This is a genomic window from Paenibacillus sp. FSL P4-0127 (assembly GCF_038007325.1).
GTDB classification, from domain to species: domain Bacteria; phylum Bacillota; class Bacilli; order Paenibacillales; family Paenibacillaceae; genus Fontibacillus; species Fontibacillus macerans.
In genome coordinates, this window is record NZ_JBBOWY010000001.1 from 3,512,916 (window position 1) to 3,528,317 (window position 15,402).

General features: G+C 55.6%; 15 protein-coding genes. All 15 read left to right on the forward strand.

Going from position 1 to position 15,402, the window contains the following annotated elements; translation table 11 throughout:
- The first annotated feature begins 71 nt into the window (after positions 1-71).
- The 15 genes from fur to NYE74_RS15845 all read left to right on the forward strand — a co-directional run bounded on the left by fur (position 72) and on the right by NYE74_RS15845 (position 15,371).
- A complete protein-coding gene (gene fur / locus NYE74_RS15775; protein ID WP_036621828.1) occupies positions 72-545 on the forward strand; it encodes a ferric iron uptake transcriptional regulator in 474 nt (157 codons plus the stop codon).
- A 208-nt stretch (positions 546-753) separates the two neighbouring features.
- Complete coding sequence (locus NYE74_RS15780) at positions 754-990, forward strand: DUF4227 family protein (RefSeq protein WP_124332632.1); 237 nt, start codon at positions 754-756, stop codon at positions 988-990.
- Between the two features lie 94 nt (positions 991-1,084).
- Positions 1,085-2,017 carry a site-specific tyrosine recombinase XerD gene (gene xerD, locus NYE74_RS15785; RefSeq protein WP_124332633.1) on the forward strand — a complete coding sequence of 311 codons (933 nt, stop codon included), beginning with the start codon at positions 1,085-1,087 and terminating at the stop codon, positions 2,015-2,017.
- Positions 2,018-2,097: 80 nt separating this feature from the next.
- Positions 2,098-3,285 carry a phosphopentomutase gene (locus NYE74_RS15790; protein ID WP_124332634.1) on the forward strand — a complete coding sequence of 396 codons (1,188 nt, stop codon included), beginning with the start codon at positions 2,098-2,100 and terminating at the stop codon, positions 3,283-3,285.
- A gap of 20 nt (positions 3,286-3,305) precedes the next feature.
- Positions 3,306-4,133: a purine-nucleoside phosphorylase gene (locus NYE74_RS15795; protein WP_341004909.1), complete on the forward strand. Its 828-nt coding sequence runs from the start codon at positions 3,306-3,308 to the stop codon at positions 4,131-4,133.
- Positions 4,134-4,162: 29 nt separating this feature from the next.
- Positions 4,163-5,494 (forward strand): pyrimidine-nucleoside phosphorylase, encoded by a 1,332-nt coding sequence (locus NYE74_RS15800; protein ID WP_036621839.1) that lies wholly within the window; start codon positions 4,163-4,165, stop codon positions 5,492-5,494.
- Positions 5,495-5,804: 310 nt separating this feature from the next.
- Positions 5,805-6,992: a D-alanyl-D-alanine carboxypeptidase family protein gene (locus NYE74_RS15805; protein WP_270618673.1), complete on the forward strand. Its 1,188-nt coding sequence runs from the start codon at positions 5,805-5,807 to the stop codon at positions 6,990-6,992.
- A gap of 93 nt (positions 6,993-7,085) precedes the next feature.
- Complete coding sequence (gene spoIIAA / locus NYE74_RS15810; protein WP_036621841.1) at positions 7,086-7,439, forward strand: anti-sigma F factor antagonist; 354 nt, start codon at positions 7,086-7,088, stop codon at positions 7,437-7,439.
- A 2-nt stretch (positions 7,440-7,441) separates the two neighbouring features.
- Positions 7,442-7,891 (forward strand): anti-sigma F factor, encoded by a 450-nt coding sequence (gene spoIIAB / locus NYE74_RS15815; RefSeq protein WP_036621843.1) that lies wholly within the window; start codon positions 7,442-7,444, stop codon positions 7,889-7,891.
- Between the two features lie 11 nt (positions 7,892-7,902).
- Positions 7,903-8,658: an RNA polymerase sporulation sigma factor SigF gene (gene sigF, locus NYE74_RS15820; protein ID WP_036621844.1), complete on the forward strand. Its 756-nt coding sequence runs from the start codon at positions 7,903-7,905 to the stop codon at positions 8,656-8,658.
- 220 nt (positions 8,659-8,878) lie between these two features.
- Positions 8,879-9,586: a purine-nucleoside phosphorylase gene (gene deoD, locus NYE74_RS15825; RefSeq protein WP_036621845.1), complete on the forward strand. Its 708-nt coding sequence runs from the start codon at positions 8,879-8,881 to the stop codon at positions 9,584-9,586.
- Between the two features lie 653 nt (positions 9,587-10,239).
- Positions 10,240-12,057: a sensor histidine kinase gene (locus NYE74_RS15830; RefSeq protein ID WP_051985379.1), complete on the forward strand. Its 1,818-nt coding sequence runs from the start codon at positions 10,240-10,242 to the stop codon at positions 12,055-12,057.
- Positions 12,032-13,315, forward strand: a complete 1,284-nt coding sequence (locus tag NYE74_RS15835) for a response regulator (protein WP_278738188.1) — start codon at positions 12,032-12,034, stop codon at positions 13,313-13,315. The genes NYE74_RS15830 and NYE74_RS15835 overlap by 26 nt, the downstream gene beginning before the upstream one ends.
- A gap of 271 nt (positions 13,316-13,586) precedes the next feature.
- A complete protein-coding gene (locus tag NYE74_RS15840; RefSeq protein ID WP_341004911.1) occupies positions 13,587-14,528 on the forward strand; it encodes a carbohydrate ABC transporter permease in 942 nt (313 codons plus the stop codon).
- Positions 14,529-15,371, forward strand: coding sequence for a carbohydrate ABC transporter permease (locus NYE74_RS15845; protein WP_270618670.1), 843 nt, complete (start codon positions 14,529-14,531; stop codon positions 15,369-15,371).
- Positions 15,372-15,402: the final 31 nt, after the last annotated feature.

Here is a 15,402-nt window from a genome sequence, read left to right on the forward strand (position 1 = left end):
TCCCCCTATAATGAAAGAAGTGGTTATTGAAGTTTAATTGGATGTGCGGGAATGGCTGGGGGAGGGAGAACATGGAAGCAAAGATCGAAAAAATCAAACAACAGCTGCAATCCCACGGTTACAAATTGACGCCCCAGCGGGAAGCCACGGTACGCGTGTTGCTCGAAAACGAAGACGATCATTTAAGCGCGGAAGATGTTTTTATGCTCGTAAAGGATAAAGCGCCGGAAATCGGACTGGCGACCGTATATCGCACATTGGAACTGCTCAGCGAGCTTCATGTTGTCGAGAAGATCAATTTCGGCGACGGGGTGGCCCGGTACGATTTGCGCACGGACACGACAAAACATCACCATCATCACCTGATTTGCGTGCAGTGCGGGGCGATGGACGAAATTCGCGAGGACTGGCTCGGCCCATTAGAGGAGCGGCTGGAGAAAGAGTTTAATTTTACGGTGTTGGACCACCGCCTGGATTTTCAGGGGATCTGTCACCGGTGTAAAGATAAAAACAACGACCCGTCGGGGACTGGCGATACGAAATAATGTTCAAGGTGAGCTCCATACGGCTGCGTGCCGTAAGGGGCTTTTTAGTTGTGTGTCGGGACTTCTATGTCAGCGGAAGCCGAGCTAAAGCTCCCCGCTTTTTCCGAGGCTAACGCATACTCGTCCTTTCCTCTTTATATACTGAAAGAGAAGGCGCCTGCCCCTTGCCGGCAAGGGGGGCAGAAGTTCGAGGAAAGAGGGATGACCGATGGTGATTTCGCTTCGCCGCTGGCTGCGGTCCGTCAAATATTTGCTCCTGTTTGCGGCGCTCACGTATACTTTGTATAGAACGTTTGGGCTTTTGGAGGCATATATGTTTTACGAGGATAAGTACCGGATTCCTGACGGTTCTGCCGTGAAGGTGTTTCATGCCGATCTTCCCGGCGGCGGGGAGAGGGCGTCATTGGCCGACCGGCTTAAGCTGTTTTATTGGTACGGAGAATGATGGACTTTTTTGTCCAACTTCTTGGGACGATCGGCAGGGAATCGGACCGTGAACGTGGAATATTGATCTGACCATAGAAAGGGGGGCGCGGAGCATGGAACAATATGCGGCCTCTTTTATTGCATTTTTGGCGGAGCGGCGGGAATTAAGCGGTTCGACGCTGGAAGCCTACGCACGGGATGTGAAGCAGTACATAAATTATTTGCGGCGGCGGCGGGTGGAGCATTTCCGGGAAGTGACGCGGGCCGGAATCCAGCTTTATTTCTCGGCGATGAAAGAGGAAGGCAAGGCTCCCGCCACGGTGATGCGCGTGTCGGTGACGCTGCGCGCTTTTTTCGAGTATTTGCTGCAGGAGCGGGTGATCGATCAGGACCCGTTTGTCATGGTGGAGCTGCCGAAGCTCGACAAAAAGCCGCCGCAAACATTAACGGTGGAGGAAACGGAGAAACTGCTGGAGACGCCGGATCCGGCCGCTCCGCTGGGCCTGCGCGACAAAGCGATGCTGGAGCTGCTGTATGCGACGGGAATCCGCGTGTCCGAGCTGATCTCGCTGGACGTTCGGCATGTGGATACGGCGCTGCGGTTTTGCCGCTGCCGCGGAGATAGCGGGAAGGAGCGCATCATTCCGTTCGGCGGTGTGACGGCGGAATGGCTGGAACGCTATTTGCGGGAAGGCCGGCCTCATTTGGCGCAAACGGAGGACGATCAGGCGCTGTTTCCGAATCGGCGCGGCGGGCGGATCAGCCGCCAGGGCTTCTGGAAGGTGATCAAGAAATACGGGCAAGAGGCCGGAATTAACGCCGACATTACGCCCCATACGCTGCGGCATTCCTTTGCCGTCCATCTGCTGGAACGCGGAGCGGACGTAAGATCGGTGCAGGAGATGCTGGGCCATGCCGATATGGCCACGATCCAGATGTACTTAAATCAGGCGAGACCGAACCTGAAATCGGTGTATGACGCCGCCCACCCGCGTGCCGGGCGCAAGCCGGAGCAGGGGAAAGGCACGGCGGCTCCGTCGTATTAACCGGCGGTATGGTTTTGGCCTGGCAAGGAATAACTAAGCAGCGAACATTAACGAGGTAGTTCAAAAAGGAGAGATCCCATATGCAAAACGGAAATCGGTTCAGAAAAATATCGGTGATCGTGCTGGACAGCGTCGGAATCGGCGAGCTGCCCGACGCGGCGCAGTTCGGCGACGAGGGGGCGCACACGCTTGGTCATATTTTGCAAACGGCTCATGGCACCAAGCTGCCGAATCTGCAAAAGTTGGGCCTCGGCAATATCGCGGAGCTGCCGAATTTGGCTCCTGCCGCAGACCCTGCCGCCTATTACGGAAAGATGGCGGAGATTTCCGCGGGCAAGGACACGATGACCGGCCATTGGGAGCTGATGGGGCTTAAAACCGAAACGCCGTTTCAAACGTACCCGAACGGATTCCCTCAGGACTTAATCGCCCGTTTCGAGCAGGAGACCGGCCGCAAGGTGATCGGCAACAAGCCGGCTTCGGGGACGGAGATTTTGGTCGAGCTCGGGGAAGAGCACATGAAAACGGGGGCGTGGATCGTGTATACGTCGGCGGACAGCGTGTTTCAAATCGCCGCGCACGAAGAGATCATCCCGCTGCCCGAGCTTTATCGCGCGTGCGAAATCGCGCGCAAGCTGACGCTTGAGCCGGAGCATTCGGTCGGCCGGGTTATCGCCCGCCCGTTCGTCGGCTCGCCGGGGAACTTCCAGCGCACGCCGAACCGGCACGATTACGCGGTGAAGCCGCCGGAGCCGACCGTGCTGAACGCGCTGAAAAACGCCGGTAAAGAAGTGGTGGCTGTCGGCAAGATCGGCGACATTTTCTCCGGCGAAGGCATTACGGCGTCGTTCCCGACGAAGAGCAACCGGCACGGCATCGAGGAAACGCTGCAGCGCCTGGATCAGGATTTTTCCGGCCTATTGTTTACGAATCTGGTCGATTTCGATTCCCTGTACGGCCATCGCCGCGATCCGCAAGGATATGCCCGCGCCTTGGAGGAATTCGATGCGGCTGTGCCGGATCTGCTCGCCAAAGTCGGCGAAAACGACCTGCTGGTGATTACCGCGGACCATGGCAACGATCCGGTCCATTCCGGGACGGATCATACGCGCGAATACGTGCCGCTGCTCATTTACGGGCCGTCCTTAAAGAACCCGGGCAGCCTCGGGGTGAGGGGAACGTATGCCGATCTGGCGGCCACGATCGCGGACAATTTCGGCGTTCAGGCCCCTGAGCACGGCATCAGCTTTTTAAGCCAATTGAAATAAGATACGGGAGGACCATGTGTATGACGACAACTTTAACGATAGGCATGATCCGGGACGCGGCGGACTATATCCGCTCCCGGGCGGCGCACACGCCGAAGGTGGGCCTTATTTTGGGCTCGGGCCTCGGCGTGCTCGCCGATCGCATCGAGCAGCCGGTCACCATCGCCTATAAGGACATTCCTTATTTTCCGCAATCCACGGTGGAGGGGCATGCGGGCGAGCTGCTGATCGGCACCGTTCAGGGAACGGCAGTCGTGCTGATGAAAGGCCGTTTCCACATGTATGAGGGATACGGCCCGGAGCTGACGGCGTTTCCCGTGCGCGTCATGAAGGAGCTTGGGGTATCGACGCTGCTGGTGACCAATGCGGCCGGTGGCGTGAACACCTCCTATTCGCCGGGCGATTTAATGCTGATTTCGGACCACATCAACCTGACCGGCAAAAATCCGCTCATCGGGCCAAACGATGGGGAACTGGGACCGCGCTTCCCGGATATGTCCCAAGCGTACAGCCGGCGGCTGCGGGAAACAGCCCGCCAGGTCGCTGGCGAAAAAGGCGTTCCGCTTCAGGAGGGCGTCTATGCCGGGCTGCTGGGTCCGTCATACGAGACCCCGGCGGAAATCCGCATGCTCCATACGCTGGGAGCTGACGCGGTCGGGATGTCGACCGTTTCCGAAGTAATCGTCGCCAGACATGCGGGGCTTGAGGTGCTGGGCATTTCCTGCATCAGCAACATGGCTGCGGGGATCTTGGATCAGCCGCTTTCCCATGCGGAAGTCATGGAGACGACCGACCGCGTGCGCGAGAAATTTTTAAGCCTTGTTTTGGCCATTATTCCTAAAATGTAATCCCATAAGAAGAACGGAGGTAAGGATCGATGAGAGCTGTAGATCTGATCCGCAAAAAAAGAGACGGCCAGGAGCTGACGACCGAGGAGATCGGCTTTTTGGTCCGGGGGTACAGCGAAGGACGGATTCCCGACTATCAAATGTCCGCCTGGGCGATGGCCGTTTATTATCAAGGCATGAGCGCGCGGGAGACGGCCGATTTGACGATGGCGATGGCTTCGTCCGGCGAAACGATCGACTTAGGTTCGATTCGCGGCGTCAAGGTGGACAAGCATTCCACGGGCGGCGTCGGGGACAAAACGACGATCGTGCTCGGTCCCTTGGCGGCGGCGGCGGGCGTGCCTGTCGCCAAAATGTCCGGCCGGGGCTTGGGCCATACCGGCGGAACGATCGACAAGCTGGAAGCGATCTCCGGATTCTCCGTTGAGCTGGGCAAGGAGCGGTTCTTTCGGCAAGTGAACGAGCTCGGCCTCGCCGTCGTCGGCCAAAGCGGGAATATGACGCCGGCCGACAAGAAGCTGTACGCGCTGCGCGACGTCACCGCGACGGTGGACTCGATACCGCTGATCGCCAGCAGCGTCATGAGCAAAAAAATCGCCGCCGGCGCCGACGCGATCGTCCTGGACGTCAAAACGGGCAGCGGCGCGTTTATGAAGACGCTGGAGGATTCGATTCGCCTGGCCAAAGCGATGGTCGATATCGGCACCCAGGTCGGACGGCGCACGGTGGCGGTGATCAGCGATATGGACCAGCCGCTCGGCTACGCGATCGGCAATGCGCTGGAGATCAAGGAAGCCGTCGCCACGCTGCGCGGCGAAGGGCCGGCGGATTTGGAGGAGGTCTGCCTGATTTTGGCTTCCCACATGCTGATTCTGGGCGGAAAAGCGGCTGACGAAGAAGAAGCCCATGCGCTGCTGAAGGCTAAACTTCAAAGCGGCGAGGCGCTGGACAAGCTGAAGGGCATGGTTTCCGCCCAAGGCGGCGATACGTCCCAGATCGATCGCCTTGACCTGCTGCCGAGCGCCGAGCTGCAAATCGAGGTGCGTTCCGAAAGCAAAGGTTACGTCGATTCGATCCAGGCCGAGGAGATCGGACTGGCGGCGATGATGCTCGGTGCCGGACGGGAAACGAAGGATTCCGTCATCGATCTGGGCGCCGGCGTCGAACTGCGTAAAAAAATCGGCGATCCGGTCGAAATCGGCGACACGCTGGCCGTGCTGCACTTAAACCCCGCCCGCGAGAGCGGCCGGGCCGAGGCGGAACGCCGGGTGCTGGGAGCTTACGGCATTTCGGGGACGAAGGTTCCGAGAAGGCCGCTGGTGTTTGCGCTGGTCACGCCGGACGGCGTCAAAAGGTTCTGAGAGGTAGTTCAAAAAGTCGTCTTTTGAAGATTTAAGAATGAATAGTCACCGAAGCGTTTCTTCCTTAAATCGCAAGAAAAACTTCAACTCAGGGCGGTCTGTTTCTTTGATTGTTCGTCGATCATCCAACCTTCTCGGTGCTGAAAAGCCGACTTTTTGAACAATCAATAGAGCTTTATACGGCATTTTCCGGAAATCGCGGGGTTCGCGATTTCCGGGAGGTGCCGTTTTTTTGCGTTCAGGAATAAAATCCCGCTTTGCAGCCGATACTAGGTTAGCAGAATCCAGAGTTTTTAAAGGGGGACTAATCTTGAACAGACGGCTGTTAATCTGGTTAGCCGCGTTCGTTCTGGCCGTTTCGGTTTGGCCGAATTACGCATTCGCCAACCACGGCGGCCCGCATGAAGAAGATGACGCTATCGCTCTGGCGGACAATGCCCGATCCGCCGTGCTGATCGATGCGGATACCGGCACGGTAATTTACGAAAAGCAGAGCCATGAGCAATTGCCTCCGGCCAGCATTACGAAAATCATGACGATGCTGCTGACGATGGAGGCGGTCGACAAAGGGACGCTGAAGCTGAGCGACAAGGTGACGGCCAGCGAATACGCTTCGTCGATGGGCGGCTCGCAAATCTTCCTGGAGCCGGGCGAAGTGATGACGGTGGATGAGCTGCTGAAAGGCGTGGCGATGGCTTCCGGGAACGACGCCTCCGTGGCGCTTGCGGAAAAAATCGCCGGCTCGGAGAAAGCGTTCGTGAGGCTGATGAATGAACGGGCCAAGCAGCTTGGCATGAAGGACACGCATTTTGCCAACTGCAACGGTTTGCCGGTGGAAAATCACTACAGTTCGGCTCACGACATCGCCATCATGAGCCGGGAGCTGTTGAAGCATGAGGGGATTACAAAGTATACCGGGGCTTATCAAGATTACTTGCGTCAGGGCACGGAAAAGCCGTTTTGGCTTGTCAACACGAATAAGCTCGTCCGCTTCTACAGCGGCGCCGACGGTCTGAAGACCGGCTACACCTCGGAAGCGAAGTTTTGCTTGGCGGCTACCGCCAAACGCGACGGACTGCGCCTGATCGCCGTCGTGCTCGGCGAACCGAATACGAAGACGCGGAACAGCGAAGTTTCGGCGATGTTCGATTATGCTTTTTCCCAATATACATTGCATCCGATATATCAAGCCGGGGAAACGATCGGCAAGGTGAAGGTGCAGAAGGGGATGAGCGCGCAGATCGACCTGACCGCCGCCAAGGCGCTCAATGTGCTGGTAAAAAAAGGCGCTCCGGCGGAAAGCATTACGCACAAGCTGATCGCTCCGGAAAAATTGGCGGCGCCGGTTAAAGCGGGGCAATCGATCGGCAAGCTCGTCGTTTATCAGGACGGAAAGGTTCTTACCGAATTTGAGCTGACCGCTCCGGCCGATATCGGTAAGGCGGGCTGGTGGACGCTGTTCAAACGGACGGCCGCACACTTGTTTTTTGTAGATTAATAGGGCTTTTCTTCTAGTTTTGTCACCCGGCAGGAATCGGCCGGCGGGCCGTAGAATTGTTGTGTTCATGTCAGGGAGGAGAGTGAACAAAACGTGAATTTGCATGTGGAAATGGAAACGCGCCGCGACACGCTGATCGTACGCTTAAGCGGAGAATTGGACCATCATACGTCGGACGGCGTCCGGATGCGGATGGACGAAGAGATCGCCCGGGGGAACTGCCGCAATCTCGTTTTAAGTCTCAAAGAACTGCAGTTTATGGACAGCTCGGGGATCGGCGTCATTCTCGGAAGATACAAGCTGATCAAGCAAAAGGGCGGCAAAATGGTCGTGTGCGACGTGAATCCGCCGGTTTACCGGTTATTGGAAATGTCGGGATTGTTTAAAATCATGCCGATCTTTGAAAACGAGGGATTGGCGCTTTCGGATTTGGAGGTGGCCCTGTGAGCATGAATCAAGGCAGCAATTTTATGTCGCTCAAGTTTGCCGCCAGATCCGAAAACGAATCGTTTGCCCGGGTAACGGTGGCCGCATTCGTATCGCAACTCGACCCGACAATGGACGAGATTACCGATTTGAAGACGGTCGTGTCCGAAGCGGTGACGAATTCGATCATTCATGGCTATGACGGAAATCCGGACGGGATTGTGACGATTTCCGCCGAGATTGAAGGCGATACCGTCACGCTGATCATCGAGGATCAGGGCCGCGGAATCGAGGACGTGGAGCTGGCCAAGCAGCCGCTGTACACGTCCAAACCCGAGCTGGAGCGTTCCGGCATGGGATTTACGATTATGGAAAACTTCATGGACGAATTCGACGTCGTGAGCGAAGTGGGCGGCGGCACACGCATCCGGATGAAGAAAAGGATTGTATCCAAGAAAGCTTTATACAATTAGGGGTTGGATCTATGGATGCCGAAGTGAAGCAAACCTCGAGAGAGTTTTTGGACGACGCGGAAGTAAAGCGGTTAATCGCTCTGAGCCAGGCAGGGGACAACGCCGCCAGGGACCGGCTGGTAGGCTGCAATATCCGGCTCGTCTGGTCGGTCGTGCAGCGGTTTATGAATCGGGGGTACGAACCCGAAGATTTGTTTCAAATCGGCTGCATTGGACTGCTGAAGTCGGTGGACAAGTTTGACCTCAGCTACGATGTGAAGTTTTCGACCTATGCGGTTCCGATGATCATCGGGGAAATTCAGCGGTTTTTGCGCGATGACGGGACGCTGAAGGTCAGCCGGTCGCTGAAGGAAATGGCCAACAAAGTGCGCAAAAAGAAGGATGAATTGTCGAAGCTGATGGGCCGTCTCCCCACCGTCAAAGAGGTGGCCGAGGAGCTTGGGGTGACGCCGGAAGACGTCGTATTTGCCCAGGAGGCCAATAAGCCGCCGGCTTCCATCCATGAGACGGTATTTGAAAACGACGGGGATCCGATCACGCTGATGGATCAAATCGCCGACGAATCCCAGGAACGCTGGTTCGACAAGCTCGCCTTGCACGAGGCGATCGACGGTTTGACCGACCGGGAACGGCTGATCGTGTATTTGCGGTATTACCGGGACCAGACCCAGTCCGAGGTCGCTACGCGGCTGGGCATCTCCCAGGTGCAGGTTTCCCGGCTGGAGAAAAAAATACTGCAGAACATCCGCGATCAGATCGCGCAATAACGGTTAAGTTACCAGGTAGTTAACAGGCAAATGAATAGAGCCGAACCCTTCCAGTGATGAAATCCCCTCCAAGCAGGCGTTGCCAATGCGGCGTTTTGACTTGGAGGGGATGTTTTTGTGTTGGCGACTGGAACAGCTCGCGTATTCTATACGGGCGATGCGACATCCTATATAATAGAAGCATGTTCGACTATAAATTGAAAGCAAGGAGATTTTAACGATGAGTGTACATATCGCTGCCAAACCGGGCGACATTGCGGAAACGATTCTTTTGCCGGGCGATCCGCTGCGGGCGAAATTTATTGCTGAAACGTATTTGGAAAATGCAATATGCTACAACGAAGTGCGCGGGATGCTCGGATTTACCGGAACCTACCAAGGCAAAAAAATATCCGTCCAAGGAACCGGCATGGGCATTCCCTCCATCTCGATTTACGTTAATGAATTGATCAAGGAATACGGGGTCAAAAATTTGCTCCGCGTCGGCACCTGCGGCGGGATGCAGGAGCATGTGCATGTCCGCGACGTTATTTTGGCCCAGGCTTCCTGCACGGATTCCAGCATGAACCGCCATGTGTTCGGCGGCTTTGATTTTGCCCCGATCGCTAGCTTCCCGCTGCTCAAAACCGCTTACGAGTTCGGCGTCAAAAAGGGGCTGAAGCTGCATGTCGGCAGCATTTTCAGTTCGGACATGTTCTACCGCGACGATACGACCGTCACGAAGCTGCTGATGAAATACGGCGTGCTTGGAGTGGAGATGGAGACGACCGCGCTCTATACGCTGGCCGCCAAATACGGCGTAAACGCGCTGACGATTCTGACGGTGAGCGACCACCTGTTGACCGGCGAGGAGACGACCGCCGAAGAACGGCAGACGACCTTCAAGCAGATGATGGAAGTGGCGCTGGACACCGCGGTGACGTTGTAAGATCAAGCCGGATTTCAGAAGTAGAGGGACCGCACTGCCTGCGTTTTATGGAGGCCGCGGAAATAGCGGTAAAAATGATCCTTATTTTCGTCAAAAAAGGCGACATGACCCCAATAAAGGCCTTTTTTACCATTGCCATTGCATTAACTTTTGCTCAAGGTTTTTTTACAAGCGTTGGCTTTCCGAATCGATACTGTCCGCCCGCCGGAAATCTAACGGTTGCAGCAGCGGCTATTTGCCGAAAAAAGACCTTTTCGAAATGCTAACGGTTGCCAGCGCCGTTATTTGCCTGAATCCAAGCAAAAATTACCGGTTTTCGGCGAAATAAGCTCCATGGCAACCGTTACAATTTGAAATCAACGGTATTGGAACAAATAGCGCTTGTGGCAACCGTTAGAATATTGGTGCAGCTAAAAAATGCCGTCACCATCCACACTTCAAAAAACCGCCTGAGAAAATTCTCCGGCGGTTTTTTGGCGTTATGGGCATTCTCATTGAATTTTGTTGGCCTTATGTTAAACTCATGGATTGACCGATGGCTTTAGCAACGGCTGCCGTTTCAAACTAAAATAAAATGAGAACGCTTTCCTGACGTATGGTGCGAGCCGGCTGCCGCTAATGTTATCCAAATTGTCCTGGGGAGGAGACAAGCTATGAAAAGAATTTTTACCGATCGGCCGATCCAGTCCAAACTGCTGATTTCTTTTTTGCCGATATTGGTGCTGTCGGTGGCGATGACCGGATGGTTTTCTTATCTTTCGGTTGCCGGGAAGCTGCAGCAGACGACTTATTATTCGCTGTCCGATCTGGTCCAGCAAACCTCGCTGTTTCTGGACGACAAATTCGCCACGGTGTTCGAGCAGTTGGTGAGCATTGAGGACCATCCTTCGTTCCGCAGCATTTTGGCGGGGGAAGGGCAGGGCTACGACCAGCGCCGTTATGACGACATCATCGGGCTGCACGACCGCTTCGAGGAGATTTACCATACTTATTTTCAGATGATCGATTCCATTTATGTCGGCTTCAACAATGGGCGTTCATTTAATTTGCAAAAAGAATTCGTCCCCCGCCGGGTGAGCGCGGACCTTGCCGATTGGGTGGGCGAATATCAGCAGGCCGAACGCGGTTATTACTGGCTGAACAGCCATCGGGACAGGGTGTTCGATACGGTAGAGTCGCGAAAGGTGCTGAGCAATTTCAAGATCATCGGCACGCCAAGCTCGGAAGTGAGCGGACTGATTCTGATCAACCTGCGGGAGAGTTATTTTCGCGACATTATGGAAAACGTCAAAATCAGCCCAAGCGGGACGCTGGCGCTGATCAGCCCGGACGGGACGCTGTTCTCCAAGCCGCTGGACGAGCGTTACGAAGTTGCCGAGGAGACGATCGCAGAGCTGCGGTCGCTGGCCGGAGAACGGGGGAGCCTGACCGCGCGGAGCTCCAGGGGGGAGAAGCTGACCATCGCCTACGACACGCTGCCGCTGAATCAGTGGGTGCTGGCGGCGATCGTGCCGGAACGCGATATTTTGGCGGGTGTCCATTCGATTAAATACATATCTCTTGGGATTACGCTCATCGTCCTGCTCGTGTTTATGATCGTGGCCGCCTGGGTGGCCCGCAAGCTGACGGACCCGATCCGTTACTTGTCCAAACAGGTGAAACGCTTCGAGCAAGGCAATATGCAGGTGAACTTTCAGCTCGATGAGCGCAACGAAATCGGGGTGCTGGCGAACGGTTTGGCCAGTCTGTCGGAGGCGGTCCGGCAGCTGCTGCAGGAGGTCCGCGACAAAGAGCGGCAAAAACGCCGCATTGAGCTCCATGCCTTGCAGGCGCAAATACAACCGCATTTTTTGTACAATACGCTGTGTTCGATCAAGCACCTGATCGATTTGCGGGAGAAGGAGAAAGCGTCGCAAATGGTCGCGGCGCTGACCCGTTTTTTCCGCATCGGCATCAGCAAAGGGAAAGAGGTTATTCCGATCGGTGAAGAGATCGAACATGTCCGCAGTTATTTGCAAATCTTGCACCTGCGCTACAGCAAAGATTTCGAGTTTAGGATTGATGTGGCGGACGAGCTGCTTACGCTATCCATCCCTAAGCTGACGCTGCAGCCGTTGGTGGAGAACGCGATTTACCACGGCATCAAAACGAAGCGGGGCCGGGGGACCGTTTCCATTAGCGGGCGCCGGACGGGCGGTAAAGCGATCCTGGAAGTGTACGACAACGGCTCGGGTATCGCCCCGGACAAGCTGGAGCGGCTAGCGGGTTCTATCCGGGCCGACAGAATCGATGAAGCCGAAGAGCCGATCACTTACGGTCTGCGCAATTGCCACCGGAGGCTGGCGCTGCATTTTGGCGCTCCGTATGGTCTAAAATTGGAAAGCGTGCACGGGGAATACACCCGGGTGATCGTTGAATTGCCTTTTACGGAGAAGGGGGAGGAATATGACAGTGAAGCTGCTGATCGCTGACGACGACGAGTGGATTTGCGAAGGGCTGAAGCGAAATATCGATTGGAGCGGGGCCGGGGTAGAGTTGGTCGGCACGGCCTCTGACGGTGAAGCCGCCTGGGAGCTGGCGCTTGAGCTTACGCCGGACATCGTGCTGACGGATATCCGCATGCCTTTTATGGACGGGCTGGAGCTGGCCGCGAAATTGCGGGAGCTGAGCCCGCGGGTCAAAACGATTTTCCTCACGGGTTACGACGATTTCAACTACGCCAAACAAGCGCTGAACTTGCAGGCGTTTGACTATATTTTGAAATATGAGGACAACGGCAAAATTTTGCAAACGGTCGTTGCCGCCGGAGAGCGTCTGCTCCGGGAACGGCAGGAGGAGGAAAAGTTAAGCAAAAGCCGGACGCTGATGGAAAATCAGCTGTTTGCCCATCTGTTTGAAGGCTGCTTTAACGGGGAGTGGGTGTCGCGCGAGCTGGAGCTGTTGGGCTTGAAGCTGTGCGGGAATGATTTTCAGGTGGCCGTCATCCGGCCGGAAAATTTGATGCGTTACTCCAGATCCGCCGATTACGAAGAAATCGACCTGCTGTTATTCTCCATCCGCAATGTATGTACGGAGTTGCTGGTGGACGGCGGCGATGGCGGCGCCTGGCCGCAGTGTTTCTTCGCGGTTTACAACCGGCAGGCGAATTTGGTCTTCTGCTTGCCCCAGCCCGGCGCTGCGGTCGAGCTGTTGCCTTTGCTGGAACGGACGCGGCGGGCGCTTGCGCAGGTACTGAAAATTCCGTTCAGCATCGGATTGGGCGGATGTTTTTCGGGGTATGACGGGATCGCCGCATCATACCGTGAAGCGCTGGCGGCGGTTCAGGTCCGGGAGGTGGCCGGCGAACCGGGGGTTTTTGTCAGCGGCGAGATTTTATCGCAGCAGAGCTCGCATCAGCTCTTGCTGAAAAAAATGGAAGCCTACATTCACGCCCATCTCTGCGACGAGAGCCTGAGTCTCACGGCCATCGCCGCCGCGGTGCACATTTCGCCCCCCTACGTCAGCACATTGTTTAAAAAATACAAACAAGTCAACCTGGTCGACTACATCATCTCGGCACGGATGGAGCGGGCGGCGGAAATGCTGGTGAAAACCGATTTCAAAGCGTATGAAATTGCCGAAAAGACAGGTTATTCGAACCCGCACTACTTCAGCGTTCTTTTTAAAAAGCATCACGGGCTGTCCCCGACGGATTACCGGAAGAAGCATCAGCCGCCTCAACCATTTTGATCATTTAAAGTGGTAGTTCAAAAAGTCGTTTTTTGATCACGAAGCTGGTCAGGAAACGGGCTCGACATCGAATCTTGAAATTCAGCCGGGCCTTCCGGTGCTCACGTACCCAAAACGTACGCGCTCCTGACGTCCCTAGCTTCATCCAACCTTCTCGGTGCTGAAAACCCGACTTTTTGAACACGTATTTAAAGAAAACAAACATTATTTAAAAAATATTGAATTCCGCCGTCTAACGGGTCTGGATTACGATAGACGCGGAGGTGCTGTTATGGAGACAACAAGACAGGCGCAAAGCGCGGGCCCGGCCCCGGCTGCCGGCTTAACGCGGGGCGGCAGGGAAAAAGAGAGATTTCTGCCGTATCTGTTTATCGCGCCTACGCTGCTGTTGATTGCGGGAGTGATGGTTTTTCCCATCCTGCGCGTGTTTGACCTCAGCCTGCAGAGCTACGATTTCACTCGTCTGCATGAGGCCGGGTATATCGGCCTGGCTAATTTTCGCCGTATTTTTACGGAGGACGCGCTGTTTTACGAATCGCTTGGCATCACCGTCAAATGGGTGCTGCTGGAGGTGGCGCTGCAGCTGATATTTGGGCTGATCGTTGCTTTGCTGCTTCATGAGAGCTTCAAGCTGCGCGGGCTGGTGCGCTCGCTCGTGCTGATTCCGTGGGCGGTGTCCGGGGTGCTGACGACGATGTTGTGGTCGCTGATGTATAACCAGCATATCGGGGTCACCAACGATCTGCTGATGCGGCTTGGTTTGATCAAGGAAAATATCGCCTGGCTGGCCAACACGGACACGGTGTTCGGCTCGGTCATCGTGGCCGAGCTGTGGCGCGGCATTCCGTTTTTCGCGATTACGCTGCTGGCCGCACTGCAGACGATTCCCCGCGAAGTGTACGAATCCTGCGAGGTGGACGGCGCGGGCAGGTTCCGCAAACTGCTGCATATTACGCTGCCGTATTTGAAGGAGTCGATCGTGTTCGCCACTTTGCTGCGGGCGATTTGGGAATTCAACTCGATCGACATGATTTTCACCATGACCGGCGGCGGACCGATGAATATGACGACAACGCTGCCGATTTACATGATGAAGACGGCGATTCTGGAAGGGAATTACGGATACGGATCGGCGCTCGGAGCCGTCACCTTCCTGCTGCTGCTGGTGTTTGTCGTCGTTTACTTGAGACTGAACCGATCGGAGGCGGTGTAAATGAGCCGGCGATGGGGCCGTATCGGGGCCAGGCTGCTGCTGTTTTATGTCCCGCTGGCGTTAACGCTGTTGTTTGTGCTCGTTCCGTTTTTATGGGCGCTGTCGACTTCGCTGAAGCGCGAGTCCGATGTCATAAGCAGTGCGGTTTCTTACATCCCGCAACCGGTAACGCTGGAAAATTACGTAAAAGTGTGGACGCAGAACAATTTCTCCGGTTATTTTCTCAACAGTTTGCTGGTGTCGGTGGTGTCGGTCGCGGTGATCACCGTGCTGGCCCTGCTGAACGGTTATGCGCTGAGCCGTTTCAAGTTCCGGGGACGGGGGGCGTTCATGCTGATATTGCTGGCCACGCAAATGATGCCGGTGATCCTGTTCGTCATTCCGCTGTTTCTCATTTTCAAAAATTTAGGACTGATCAACTCGCCGCTGGCGCTCATCCTGTTTTACATCGTGTCGCAGGTGCCGTTCAACACGATCCTGATGCGCGGGTTCATCTCCGGCACGCCGCAGGAAATCGACGAGGCGGCGATGGTCGACGGGGCCGGGCGGATGCGGATTATCTTCTCCATCATCACGCCGATTGTGCTGCCGGGGATCGTGGCGACGAGCGCGTTTGCGTTTATCGGCGTGTGGAACGAATTTTTGGTCGGTTTTTCCTTTATTACGACGCCGGAGCGCTTTACGATACCGATCGGGCTGAAATTTATGATCGGCGAATTCAGCGTCGAGTACGCCTCGCTTGCGGCGGGCAGCATCATCGGACTGATCCCGCCGGTACTGCTGTTTATGTACATCCAGCGCTATTTGATCCAGGGCCTTGGCGGGGGCGCGGTTAAAGGTTAGTCCGGGCCCGGCGCCAAATCTATTTTACAGG

Bases quoted from the DNA above. Each gene is read 5' to 3' on its own strand.
- fur (WP_036621828.1), top strand. From the start codon at position 72: ATGGAAGCAAAGATCGAAAAAATCAAACAACAGCTGCAATCCCACGGT.
- NYE74_RS15780 (WP_124332632.1), top strand. From the start codon at position 754: ATGGTGATTTCGCTTCGCCGCTGGCTGCGGTCCGTCAAATATTTGCTC.
- xerD (WP_124332633.1), top strand. From the start codon at position 1,085: ATGGAACAATATGCGGCCTCTTTTATTGCATTTTTGGCGGAGCGGCGG.
- NYE74_RS15790 (WP_124332634.1), top strand. From the start codon at position 2,098: ATGCAAAACGGAAATCGGTTCAGAAAAATATCGGTGATCGTGCTGGAC.
- NYE74_RS15795 (WP_341004909.1), top strand. From the start codon at position 3,306: ATGACGACAACTTTAACGATAGGCATGATCCGGGACGCGGCGGACTAT.
- NYE74_RS15800 (WP_036621839.1), top strand. From the start codon at position 4,163: ATGAGAGCTGTAGATCTGATCCGCAAAAAAAGAGACGGCCAGGAGCTG.
- spoIIAB (WP_036621843.1), top strand. From the start codon at position 7,442: ATGAATCAAGGCAGCAATTTTATGTCGCTCAAGTTTGCCGCCAGATCC.
- sigF (WP_036621844.1), top strand. From the start codon at position 7,903: ATGGATGCCGAAGTGAAGCAAACCTCGAGAGAGTTTTTGGACGACGCG.
- deoD (WP_036621845.1), top strand. From the start codon at position 8,879: ATGAGTGTACATATCGCTGCCAAACCGGGCGACATTGCGGAAACGATT.
- NYE74_RS15830 (WP_051985379.1), top strand. From the start codon at position 10,240: ATGAAAAGAATTTTTACCGATCGGCCGATCCAGTCCAAACTGCTGATT.
- NYE74_RS15835 (WP_278738188.1), top strand. From the start codon at position 12,032: ATGACAGTGAAGCTGCTGATCGCTGACGACGACGAGTGGATTTGCGAA.
- NYE74_RS15840 (WP_341004911.1), top strand. From the start codon at position 13,587: ATGGAGACAACAAGACAGGCGCAAAGCGCGGGCCCGGCCCCGGCTGCC.
- NYE74_RS15845 (WP_270618670.1), top strand. From the start codon at position 14,529: ATGAGCCGGCGATGGGGCCGTATCGGGGCCAGGCTGCTGCTGTTTTAT.